The organism is Soonwooa buanensis (assembly GCF_900167905.1).
Lineage (GTDB): Bacteria > Bacteroidota > Bacteroidia > Flavobacteriales > Weeksellaceae > Soonwooa > Soonwooa buanensis.
Map to the genome: position 1 here is coordinate 27,744 of NZ_FUYZ01000010.1, position 12,186 is coordinate 39,929.

A 12,186-nucleotide genomic window follows, 5' to 3' on the forward strand; every position below is an offset into this window, starting at 1 on the left:
TACAATTGTATATTTTGATTTTTTGAACGCCCTAATGTACAGCTTTTTTTTATTGAATTTAAAATTCAATTGTTAAATAGTTAAGTTTTAATTAAAATTTAAGCCCCACATCATTGTTATTTTCATAAAAATAATTGATTATAATCAATTATCAATAATCATAATTAAAAGATGTATAAACTTGTTTTTACAGATATTTTCAATTGCATCCTTAAGAAAACACCTAAAAATCATCTTCAAATACAATTCAAACAATTTTTATCAATATTTTTAAGAACGTTATATATCTATCAAAAAAAAATGTATTTTTGTAAAAATTCAAAAAAAGTAAAATGGCTGAATATAAGTTAATACTACCCTCAATGGGAGAAGGTGTGATGGAAGCGACAATCATCAGTTGGTTATACAATGAAGGTGATATGGTTAAAGAAGACGATTCTGTTGTAGAAATTGCAACAGATAAAGTTGACTCAGACGTTCCAACGCCAGTTTCTGGTAAAATTGTAAAAATCCTAAAACAAAAGGACGAAGTTGCTAAAATCGGCGAAGCCATTGCCATTTTAGAAATTGAAGGAGAAGGATCAGCTTCTACCGAAGTTGCCCCAGTTGCAGATGCGCAACCAGATGCTGAAACTTTAAAAACGATAGAAGAACCATTACAAGTTGCAGCTGCAGTAGCACTTTCGGGAGATCTTAATCTTTCACCGCTTGTAAAATCTATCGTACAACAAGAAAACATTTCTGAAACTGAACTTAAAACCATTAAAGGAAGCGGTTTAGAAAACAGAATTACAAAAGAAGATATTTTAGCGTATGTAGCTAACCGTGGTAATCAAGCCGCACCTGCGCCTGTTGCTGCTGCGCCAGTACAAGAAGCTCCAAAAGCTGCTGTACCAACTGCTCCAGTTACGCCAATCGCTGTTGCAGCGGGTGACGAGATCATCCCAATGGACAGAATGCGTAAGATTATCGCAGAAAATATGGTTAAGGCGAAACAAATTGCACCACACGTAACATCTTTCATCGAGACGGACGTTACTAATGTTGTGAAATGGAGAGCTAAAAACAAGGCAGCATTCGAAAAGAGAGAAGGTGAAAAACTGACTTTCATGCCAATTTTCGTGAAGGCGATTGTTAAAGCCATTCAGGATTTCCCAATGATCAATGTTTCTATTAGCGGTGAAAATATCATCAAAAAGAAAAACATCAACATCGGTATGGCAACAGCTTTACCAGACGGTAACCTAATTGTTCCGGTTATTAAAAATGCTGATCAATTATCACTTTCTGGACTTGCAAAAGCCATTAATGATTTGGCTTACAGAGCGAGAAACAAAAAGTTAAGACCAGAAGACACGCAAGGTGCAACTTATACAATCTCGAACGTTGGTAGCTTCGGAAACCTTATGGGTACGCCAATTATCCCTCAACCGCAAGTTGCGATTTTAGCAATTGGTGCGATTGTTAAAAAACCAGCAGTTTTGGAAACGGAAGATGGCGACGTTATTGCAATCAGAAACTTGATGTTTATGTCACACTCTTACGATCACAGAGTTGTTGACGGATCTTTGGGTGGAATGATGCTAAAACACGTTCACGACTACCTAGAAAACTGGGATCTAAATACAGAAATCTAATATTAGATTTTTCCTAATATAAAAGCCTTCAAAATTTTGAAGGCTTTTTTTATTTGGGCGTCTTAACCAGCTGTCACTAGTCGCTGCGCCGCGCCAAAGCTAATGCCCGCGCCTGCGGCGCGAGCTCCAACATGCCGTTCCATCTGGGACGCGGGTGGGGAATAATTTTTAAAATTTGAGTAATTATGAATTTATAATTAATAAAATATTTAGACAAGAAAGCCTTTCAGAGTTTCAAACTCTGAAAGGCTTTAAATTATCTAGCATCTGATGTCTAATATCTGATGTCTGATGTCTGATGTCTAATTTCTAATATCTAGTATCTAGCATCACTAATCAAAAACATCATTCAAAACTTTAGCAAGACGAAGACCGCCGTAAAGCAATTGTCTTTCCATAACTTCATTGAATTGGTACTGATAATCGTAACCCAATTTACTGTCGTTAGGCGTTGCTGCGTAGATTTCGTTGGCGATTTTATGAGAATCATATAACCAATCTTCCAAAGTTCCGGCTTGGATAGCTTTTACTTCATCTTTAGTTTTAATATCAAGAAGTTTTGCATATTCCGTATAACTGTATTTTTGAGAATCCACCAATTTACCATCCCAAACCGAATGTAGATTAGACTTCTCACCAAAATAAGTCACATTAATTTTATTCCCTCCCAAATCTTCCGAACGGCCTGTATGCATTGGCTGTGCTAGATCACCAAGCAAGTGAATCAAAAATATTAAAGCTATTTTTCTATCTTTTTCAGAAGTTTTATCACTTTTAATCTGAGAAGACAGAACACCGATTTGTGTGTAAAGACTTGGTCCAGCTTGCGCTTTTAGATTTTCTTCAAAAGCTTTAAAATCCGTTTGTGGATCGATATTAACATAATGCCATGATGATGCTTCTTTCCACATGCCAGTTTTATCAGACTTGATGAAGTCTGGCCAGTTTGCCCAATAGGCAAGGCGTTCTTGTCCCATTATTTTTTTTATCTGGCGACGCGCACGACCATCAAGATGATTTTCTGCGATCTCTGCAATTATACGGTGACCAGCTAATCCCCATGCGTAAGAATATATCGACGTTGAGATACTTAATAGCATCAAAACTTTTACCCAAAGTTTTTTCATTTTTATTAAAAAGTTTTAGAACTGCAAAGATACTAAGCTAGATTTTAAAAACATTCAACATCAATTTTAACACAGTGTCAAAATATGTTAAATTATCGTAATGTTTTATTGGTTTTAGTTGATTTTATTCTATATTTAAAACACAAACATTGAAACACTGAAAAAATAAGTTATGAAAAAAGTATTTTTGATTGTTGGTGCTTTAACAATCGCAAGCATGTCAACAAGTTGCAAAAAAGATGGCGCAACAGATTCTTCTAAAACCGAAGTTAGCGTAAAAGGTTCTGACGACGCTAATGATATTATCGATTTTAACAATATCATTATCGAAGAATACAAAAAGAAGTCTAAACGTGTTGACAATATTTTGCAATACATGGACAAAGCTGTCGCGAAGTCGAAAGGGGAAAATGTACCTTTTATACCATCTGTCATCCCAATGATTGGCTTTAGTAAAAAAGATATTTCGGAAGTGCCAAAAGCTTTTGGAAAAGATAAAGATGCAATGGATAAGTCTTATGCAAGTTTTAAATCTTCTTTTGCTACCATTGAAAAAAAGTTTGAAGAACTAAAATCTTATATGTCGGCAGAAGACTATAAAGACGATAAAGGTGCAAAAGCTGATGGAATCGCTAAAGAAATAGAAACAGCTTCTAATACCTTCTTTGCTGCTGGAGATTCTATTTTAAAAACGCTAAAACCGATTGCTGATAAAGCCGAAGAAATTACGCTTAAAGATCATCCACTTAAAGATTACATCATAACTTCTAAAACTGTTCTTAATAGTCTTGATGCGTCTTACGATGCGATGGATAAATCTTTTGCTGCTGGGAAATACAACGAAGCTGAAGTGCAAAAAGCTTATGATGCATTAGAAAAAACTTTGAAAGCAAATCAAGATAAAAAATTCGAGGTTAAAGATGCTTCTTACACATCGAAGGGTGTGTACTATGATAGTTTTAATAGAGATATCAGTAGTTATCTTGATAAGTTACGAAAAGTAATGCGTGACTCTAAAGGAAGCGGAAATGTTTCTGAGTCTAACATGAGTACGTTGGACAGCGCTTACGATTCTGCAATCTCAAGTTATAACAACTTTATCAACTAAGATTAGAATATTAATTAATCATAAAATCCCAGAATTTTCTGGGATTTTTTTGTTGCTATGATGACTAAAGATTTGATTATTTGTACCTTTGCAAAATCTATGGCAGATCAAGATTTTATAGAAGTTTATGGTGCTCGCGAGCACAATCTTAAAGATATTAATGTAAAAATTCCGCGCAACGAATTGGTCGTTATCACGGGGCTTTCGGGTAGTGGAAAATCCTCTTTAGCGTTTGATACCATCTTTGCAGAAGGTCAACGTCGCTACATCGAAACTTTTTCGGCCTACGCGCGACAATTCTTGGGAGGATTAGAGCGTCCTGACGTTGACAAAATTGAAGGACTTTCGCCAGTTATTGCAATCGAACAAAAAACTACCAATAAAAATCCACGTTCTACAGTGGGGACGATTACGGAGTTGTACGACTTTTTACGTCTTTTATTTGCGAGAGTTTCGGATGCTTATTCTCAAAGTTCTGGGAAGAAATTGGTGAGTTATTCGGAAGATCAAATTTTAGAAACCATTAAAGAAAATTTTAAAGGTCAAAAGATTTTGTTGCTTTCGCCAGTTGTGCGTTCTAGAAAAGGGCATTATCACGAGCTTTTTGTTCAGTTAGCAAAAAAAGGATATTCACAAGCGAGAATTGATGGCGTTCTTCAAGATATTGAGTATGATCTAAAACTTGATCGTTACAAAACCCACGATATCGAAGTCGTTATCGACCGTTGGATTATTGGCGAATCAGCTTCGGAAACGCGAATGCCAAAATCTCTAAAAACCGCTATGGAAATGGGAGATGGTATTATCGCAATTCAAAAAATGGGAGAGGAGGACGTCCAATATTTTAGTAAAAACTTAATGGACGATGCGACGGGAGATTCTTTGGCTTTGCCAGAACCTAACACGTTTTCGTTCAATTCTCCTAAAGGAAGTTGTCCAACTTGTAAAGGTTTAGGAACTGTTAAAAAAGTCAATACCGATTATTTTGTAGACAATCCTAAATTATCCATTAACCAAGGCGCTTTGTTGCCTTTGGAACAAATTAAAAATAATAAATGGATTATTGGTCAGATCAAAACGATTTTAGAACAGTTTGATTTGCCGATGTCGACGCCTTTCGAAAATATTCCGAAGGAAGCTTTGGATATGATCTATTATGGAGCACATCAAGAAATAAATAAAGAGCTAAAACACGCTGGCATTTCTAAAAAGCTAAAAATCAATTTTGATGGTTTGGTGGCGATTTTGGAAGAAATGGTGGAAGAGCGCGAAAATTATGATGCCGTTGTTTTGGAAAGAAACTTTACAACCGAAGAAACTTGTCCGAGTTGCAAAGGCGCGCGTCTACAAGCTTCTAGTTTGAGTTTTAAAATTGATGGAAAAAATATCGCTGAAATTAACGGACTTTCTTTAATCGATCTAAAAGATTGGTTGGCCGAGGTTAAAGATAAATTCAGTGAAAAAAATAAAATCATTGCCCACGAAATTTTAAAGGAAATCGAAACAAGACTTCAGTTTTTATTGGATGTTGGTTTGGATTATTTAAGTTTAAGTAGAAGTTCTAAAACTCTTTCTGGTGGCGAATCTCAACGTATTCGTTTGGCGACACAGATCGGTTCTCAGTTGGTTAATGTTCTTTATATTCTAGATGAGCCAAGTATCGGATTGCACCAACGTGACAACGAAAGATTAATTAATTCATTGAAAAATCTTCGTGATATTGGGAATTCGGTTTTGGTTGTAGAACATGATAAAGACATGATTTTGGAAGCAGATCATGTTTTGGATATTGGTCCACGCGCTGGGAAATTCGGTGGAGAGATTCTTTGGCAAGGTGATCCAAAAGATATTAAAAAAGCAAATACGATTACCGCAGATTACATTACAGGAAAGCGTAAAATCGAAATTCCAGAAGTTAGAAGAGCTGGCAACGGAAAATCTATTGTGCTAAAAGGTGCGATGGGCAACAATCTTAAAAATGTAAATGTCGAGATTCCGCTTGGGAAATTGGTGGTTGTGACTGGGATTTCTGGTAGTGGAAAATCATCCTTGATTAACGGAACTTTGTATCCAATTCTTAATCGTCATTTCTACCGAAGTGTGCAAGAGCCTTTGCCTTACAAAAGCATTGATGGTATTGATAATATTGATAAAATTGTTGATGTTGATCAAAGTCCAATTGGTCGAACGCCACGCTCGAATCCTGCAACTTATACCGGGATGTTTACGGATATAAGAAATCTTTTTGCAGAGCTTCCTGAGTCAAAAATCCGAGGTTACAAAGCGGGACGTTTTTCTTTTAATGTAAAAGGTGGACGTTGCGAAACTTGCCAAGGTGGCGGACTTAAAGTTATCGAAATGAATTTCTTGCCAGACGTTTATGTTCATTGTGAAACTTGTCATGGTAAACGTTTTAACAGAGAAACTTTGGAAGTTAGATACAAAGGAAAATCAATTTCTGATGTTTTGGAAATGACCATTAACGAAGCGGTAGATTTCTTCCAACCGATTCCTAAAATTTATAATAAAGTTAAAACTTTGAAAGACGTTGGCCTTGGTTATATCACTATTGGGCAGCAATCTACGACTTTGAGTGGGGGAGAAGCACAACGTGTGAAACTTGCAACCGAACTTTCGAAAAGACAAACCGGTAACACTTTATATATTTTGGATGAACCGACGACTGGATTGCATTTTGAAGATGTCAAAATTTTGATGGACGCGATTAATCAGTTGGTTGAGTTGGGGAATTCATTTATTATTATTGAACATAATATGGATGTTATCAAATTGGCAGATCATATAATTGACGTCGGTCCAGAAGGTGGAAAACACGGCGGAACTATCGTTGCACAAGGAACGCCTGAAGAAATTATAAAATCTAAAAAATCATTAACTGGTAAGTTTTTGAAGAAAGAATTTTAAACAAATTTTAGTTATACATATAAAATACCTTGTCTTTTTGATGAGGTATTTTTTTTCTCCAATGTTAAATTTCCGCATTAATGTGAATTTAATGTTAACTAAAGTTTAATTGTATATTAAAAATTTGTAACTTTGTTTTTGTTATTGAATAATTAATCTATAAATCAACGCATTATGAAAACAAATATCAAAATCTTATCGCTATCTATATTTATGTTTGGACTTGTAGGAGTTTTTTCTACAACTAAAGCGCAAACCAGTAACCACAGCGAATTACAAGAAGTTACTGTTAAATCTGGAGACGGATTTGGAGAACTTAGAAATTTATTAAAAGACAATTTCGATTTTAATAATCCTACTTTTAAAGAAGGAATTATCAATTCTGATGTTAGTTTTAGTTTAACGCCAGAAGGTAAAATTTCTAATGTTCACGCCAAAGGAGATTGCAAAAATGTAAGTAAAGAAATCGAAAATGTATTGACACATTTGTTATACAAAGTAGATGTTTCTAAACTAAAATCTAGCATGCTTGCTGATGAGTACACTTTCCCAGTGACAGTAAGTATTGCACAAAGATAATTTCTGTATTAAACTTTTTTATAGAACCACGCTTATTAATTAAGTGTGGTTTTTTGTTTTTAAAGAATATTTTACAGTATTATTATTTGTTTAAGTAAAATTTATAAATTTGAAATAAATAAAACTAATATCTATGAGAAAATCTTTATTATCTATTTTTGTTTGTGTTATTGGTAATTTCGGTTTTGGACAAGCCAATCCTGTTCAGAATTTAGAATGGAGTCATAGTTATGAATGGCCTTACGGAAATCTCTATGGACTATTTTGGTCAGAACCAGAAACTCCGCATGATGAATTGTTAGGATATAATGTTTATCGTAATAATGAATTTTATAAGTTTTTCACAAAAAATTCTTTTGGGTGTAATCCCAAATGGGGTGCAACCGAAGATTGTAATTTTATTTCCTATAATGGTGGTGGTCCATTCACTGGTTATATTGCAGCCGTCTATAAAGGAAATGTAGAATCTGATCGTGTTTCTTTTGAAGTCGGCGGTGCAGCATTAAATATAAATGAAACATCACTAACTAAAATCTCAATTTTCCCAAATCCTGCTAAAGACGTTCTTAACTTTTCGGAAGAGTTTTCAAGTATTAAAATCTCGGATGTTTCTGGTAAGCTTTTTATTCAAAGTGCAAAACCAGAAAAAGCAATAAATATTTCAAAATTAACAAAAGGCGTTTATGTTATTTCAGCGGTTTCAAAGTCGGGCAAAGTAATAAATGCCAAGTTTGTAAAAGAATAATTTTATTCAATAATAATCTCAAAGCCTTCCAAAACGGAAGGCTTTTTTGACTACTTTTATTTAAAATTTAGATCAAATGAATCCATTTTTAGACATTTCGCTAAGATCACTTGCTGTATATATTTTTATGCTTGTTGCATTGCGACTATTTGGTAAAAATCAGTTGTCACAGCTTAATGCGGGCGATGTTGTTTTGTTGTTATTAATTTCTAATGCAGTTCAGAATGCGATGGTTGGGCCAGATACAACCTTGCAAGGCGGTTTGTTAGCAGCTTTGGTGTTGTTTGTTGCAAATTTTATAGTTAAAAAAGTAATGTTTAGAAATCAAAAATTCAAAAATTTGCTAGAGTCAGAACCCTATGTTTTAATTAGAGATGGACAAATTTTCCAAGAAACTTGTCAAAAAGTAGAAATTTCAAAAGATGAACTTCTCGAAACCGTCCATGAGCACGGCATCGAAAGCTTAGATAAAGTCAAACTAGCTATTTTGGAAGTCGATGGTAATATAAGTGTTGTGTCTCAGGATCAAAACGGATCGACACATTATACAAGACATAAAAAATGGCTACGTAGAAAAAGAAATTTTTAAGAATTTTATAAGCATTTGAATTTATTATTTCTTTTTTGGCATTCATATTGAATTAACATAAGCGAACGTAAAATTTGAATGTTATGAAATGGATTAAATATTTAGGACTTAGTATTGCAGGAGGTTTTTTAGCAATATCATGTTCTACAGGTTCGATATACGGAAAGAATGATCGAGTCTATCGTGCGCCAGACGGCGGTGTTTATAGACAAGGGGAGGTCTACAGAGATAGAAATGGTAGTGTTTATCAAAATGGTAGAGTTATTGTCTACGACAGAAATTCTGGCGATTACAGAAATCTACCGCCTGGCCAAGCAAAAAAAATATATGGTGATAAATCAGCTAAAAAATATGCACCAGGTCAACGTAAAAAAGCCAAAAACTATTATTACGACGACGATGATGATCAGGGAAGAAAGTACAAAAAAAATAAAGGCAAAAAACATCACCGTGACCACGACGATGATTAATTTATAACAATAAAATCCGTATCAGAATAGAGACGGATTTTTTATTGGCATAAGACTTGAAGCCTTGTAATCTTTCAAAAAAATAAAAGAATGGACATTAGCCTAAAAGAAATTTTAGAATACGATATTTTAACAATCGGAAAATACTCTTTATCAGTCTATCAACTGATTTCATCGGCGATTATCGTCATAGTCGGGATGTTTGTCACAAAGCTTTTCCGAACTTTTATATATAAATCCGAACGTATCGATGTCGGTAAAAAATTTGCCTTCTCTCAGATTTTAAAATATTTAATCATCCTGATCACGGCGATTTTGGCCTTCAAATCGATTGGTGTTGACGTTTCGCCATTTCTTGTTGGTGGAGGTGCGATCTTGGTTGGTATTGGTCTGGGCTTGCAAAATTTAATTCTCGATTTTATTTCTGGAATCATTATTCTTCTAGATCGAAGTATTAAAGTGGATGACGTTGTTGAAATCGAAGGCGTTGTCGGGAAAGTTCAACAAATTAACATCCGTACCTCGACAATGTTAACACGTGACAATAAAACCATGATTATCCCAAATTCCATTTTGACCAAAAACAAATTGGTGAACATGAGTTATGATGATGATAGTTCGGGGTTCAGTATTTCAATTGGTGTTGGTTATGATTCGGATGTTAAGCAAGTTATTAACTTGATGGAAAAAGCTGCAAAGTCGCATCCAGAAGTCATGCATGAGAAACCAGTCGTGGCAAGGTTGACTAATTTTGGAGAATCTTCTTTAGATTTTAGTTTGTTTTTCAACACGAAATATCTCTTCAAAGCAGAAGCCATAAAAGGTGATATTAGAATTGATATTTTAGAAAAATTTAGAGCCAATAATATTGATATTCCTTATCCGATAAGAACTGTTTATACGCCAAATATCAAACATTCTCTTGATGAAATGAAGGCTTAAGCTCTAACGATTTCTTTCCTGATTCTACTGAGCGAAGTGTCGGTGATTCCTAAAAATGAAGCGATAAATTTTAATGGAACCGTTTGCAAAATTTGAGGTTTTTCCTTGGATAATTTTAAATATCGGTTGGTTGCACTTATCGTAATCATGTCCAACGAACGTTGTTTCAACGTGAATAACTGATACGTAAACCACAATCTTCCCCATTCTGCAAAACTTGGAATAGAACGAAAAACTTCCTGAAAATCATCGTATTTAATTTCCCAAACTTCGCAATCCGTAACGGCTTGTAAACTTTCTTGTGAAGGAATTTGCTGAAACAAAGAACTCGGAATAATCACAATATCGCCATCAATAAAAAATTCGGTGGTGATGTCATTATTATCCATATCATTTACAAACGCCCTAACTACGCCTTTTTCCAAAAGATAATACGATTCTAAAACCTGATCTTTCGCAAGAATTAGTTCATCTTTTACAAAGCTTCTTTTCTTGTGAAACGAAGCAATTTGATTAATATCTTCTTCGCTTAAAAGAAAGTGTTGATAGGTATTTTGAAAGATTTCAGAATTCAAAATTGGAGAAAATTAATGTTTAATAATTTCTTTGACAATTCCACCTTGAGGCTCACGAACCGTTGAAGTAAAAATAAAAGCTTTTGGATCAATTTCGTGAACGATATTTCGAAGTTTACGAACTTCCAATCTCGTCACAATCGTGAAAATAATATCTACATCCGCACTTTGTTCAAAGGATTCTTTCATAAAACCTCTTTCGCCTTTGTAAACGGTAATTCCACGATTTAAAGTTAAAACCAAAGCTCGCTTCACCGCATCCGGATTGCTGGAAACAATCGTTACGCCTGTATAAGCTTCAATTCCTTCGATAACATATTTCGTCATTTGACCAGCAATAACGTAGGTTAAAATTGCATACAATGCTGTTTCAACCTTTAAAAATAAAGCCGCAATAATGAAGATAATGATGTTCATTCCCAAAATAATTTCGGTGATGCTAAAGCTGCTTCGTTTTAAGGTCAATAATGCTAAAACCTCCATTCCATCGAAAGTTCCGCCACCCCGCATCGATAATCCAATGCCAATTCCGAGGAAAAATCCTCCAAACATCGCAACCAATAATTTGTCATGCGTTAGTTCTGGAAATGGTATAAAATGCAGTGTTAATGCGATTAAAACAATCGTTAGCGCAGAACGAATCGCAAAATGTTTTGAAACTTTAAAATAAGCTAAAGCGATAAATGGAATGTTCAATAAAATAAGAATCAAACCTAAATTCCAGCCTTGAACTTCATGAAATAAAAGTGAAATTCCCGTTACTCCACCATCTAAAAAGTGATTGGGAACAAGGAAACTTTTAAGTGCAAAACTTGCGGACAAAACGCCCAAAATAAGATAAATAATATCAGAAAGTGTGAATAATGGATGATTCTGATGCGTTCCTGCCTGCATTGTTCGGTTGTAATTTTATAGTTTAGATTTGATGATCGCTAGATTTTCTGCTTTCTTAGCTGCTCGATTTTCGATCGCGGTTTTGGTAAAATAATGATGATTTTCGAGGAAACGTTCTTGCAGAAGATTCCAATCGCGCTCGCTGGAAATCATCCCAAACATCGCTAATTCTTCATACAATTTGTCACCAATGGTGAAGAAATCATCACGTCCAAGATAATCCAAATCGGCATCAGCAAGGATTTCTTCAAAATGATTATTGGGAGATTGCGGAATTTTCGTCGCCATAATCATCCCTTTTATCAAATCGATTTTTTCTTGCGAATAACCGTGATTTGGTAAGTAATCTTGAGCAATTTCGCACGACTTTTCTTCATGATCTTTAGAACCATACAAGAATCCTGTATCGTGGAAAAGCGCCGCTGTTTCCAGTAAAACCAAATCTTCCTCCGAAAGACCTTCGGCTTTACCGATTTCTCGCGAAGCCTGAATTACATCCTCAATGTGCGACACGCTGTGATACGACAAATGTTTCGGCAACTTGTTCTGAAGCTCCGACAGAATTATGTTTTTTACCTCCTGATAATTCATATGT

Annotated in this window: 12 protein-coding genes; 8 read left to right on the top strand and 4 right to left on the bottom strand. The window is 34.8% G+C overall.

Annotated elements, in window-relative coordinates; all coding sequences use genetic code 11:
• Positions 1 to 332: 332 nt before the first annotated feature.
• Positions 333 to 1,637 (top strand): dihydrolipoamide acetyltransferase family protein, encoded by a 1,305-nt coding sequence (locus B5X62_RS12525; protein ID WP_079667780.1) that lies wholly within the window; start codon positions 333 to 335, stop codon positions 1,635 to 1,637.
• 332 nt (positions 1,638 to 1,969) lie between these two features.
• On the opposite strand, the gene B5X62_RS12530 is transcribed toward B5X62_RS12525, so the two are convergent.
• On the bottom strand, positions 1,970 to 2,764 hold the full coding sequence (locus B5X62_RS12530) for a S1/P1 nuclease (RefSeq protein WP_079667781.1): 795 nt from the start codon (positions 2,762 to 2,764) through the stop codon (positions 1,970 to 1,972).
• Between the two features lie 172 nt (positions 2,765 to 2,936).
• Between B5X62_RS12530 and B5X62_RS12535 the strand changes: the two genes are divergently transcribed.
• The 7 genes from B5X62_RS12535 to B5X62_RS12565 all read left to right on the top strand — a co-directional run bounded on the left by B5X62_RS12535 (position 2,937) and on the right by B5X62_RS12565 (position 10,122).
• On the top strand, positions 2,937 to 3,872 hold the full coding sequence (locus B5X62_RS12535; protein WP_079667782.1) for a DUF6845 domain-containing protein: 936 nt from the start codon (positions 2,937 to 2,939) through the stop codon (positions 3,870 to 3,872).
• 99 nt (positions 3,873 to 3,971) lie between these two features.
• Entirely contained in the window at positions 3,972 to 6,797 is a 2,826-nt protein-coding gene (uvrA, locus tag B5X62_RS12540) for an excinuclease ABC subunit UvrA (protein ID WP_079667857.1), read from the top strand.
• A gap of 174 nt (positions 6,798 to 6,971) precedes the next feature.
• Positions 6,972 to 7,376 (top strand): hypothetical protein, encoded by a 405-nt coding sequence (locus B5X62_RS12545; RefSeq protein ID WP_079667783.1) that lies wholly within the window; start codon positions 6,972 to 6,974, stop codon positions 7,374 to 7,376.
• 133 nt (positions 7,377 to 7,509) lie between these two features.
• Positions 7,510 to 8,121 (top strand): T9SS type A sorting domain-containing protein, encoded by a 612-nt coding sequence (locus B5X62_RS12550; protein WP_079667784.1) that lies wholly within the window; start codon positions 7,510 to 7,512, stop codon positions 8,119 to 8,121.
• A 76-nt stretch (positions 8,122 to 8,197) separates the two neighbouring features.
• Positions 8,198 to 8,710 carry a DUF421 domain-containing protein gene (locus B5X62_RS12555; protein ID WP_079667785.1) on the top strand — a complete coding sequence of 171 codons (513 nt, stop codon included), beginning with the start codon at positions 8,198 to 8,200 and terminating at the stop codon, positions 8,708 to 8,710.
• Between the two features lie 83 nt (positions 8,711 to 8,793).
• Positions 8,794 to 9,180 carry a hypothetical protein gene (locus B5X62_RS15770; protein WP_079667786.1) on the top strand — a complete coding sequence of 129 codons (387 nt, stop codon included), beginning with the start codon at positions 8,794 to 8,796 and terminating at the stop codon, positions 9,178 to 9,180.
• Between the two features lie 90 nt (positions 9,181 to 9,270).
• Positions 9,271 to 10,122, top strand: a complete 852-nt coding sequence (locus tag B5X62_RS12565; RefSeq protein WP_079667787.1) for a mechanosensitive ion channel family protein — start codon at positions 9,271 to 9,273, stop codon at positions 10,120 to 10,122.
• Here the strand turns inward: B5X62_RS12565 and B5X62_RS12570 are convergent.
• Genes B5X62_RS12570 through B5X62_RS12580 form a run of 3 tightly spaced genes read right to left on the bottom strand, consistent with a single transcriptional unit; the run spans position 10,119 to position 12,182 of the window.
• Positions 10,119 to 10,697 carry a Crp/Fnr family transcriptional regulator gene (locus B5X62_RS12570; RefSeq protein WP_079667788.1) on the bottom strand — a complete coding sequence of 193 codons (579 nt, stop codon included), beginning with the start codon at positions 10,695 to 10,697 and terminating at the stop codon, positions 10,119 to 10,121. The genes B5X62_RS12565 and B5X62_RS12570 overlap by 4 nt on opposite strands.
• Positions 10,698 to 10,709: 12 nt before the next feature.
• Positions 10,710 to 11,591, bottom strand: a complete 882-nt coding sequence (locus tag B5X62_RS12575) for a YitT family protein (RefSeq protein ID WP_079667789.1) — start codon at positions 11,589 to 11,591, stop codon at positions 10,710 to 10,712.
• A 15-nt stretch (positions 11,592 to 11,606) separates the two neighbouring features.
• Positions 11,607 to 12,182, bottom strand: a complete 576-nt coding sequence (locus B5X62_RS12580; protein WP_079667790.1) for an HD domain-containing protein — start codon at positions 12,180 to 12,182, stop codon at positions 11,607 to 11,609.
• Positions 12,183 to 12,186 lie beyond the last annotated feature (4 nt).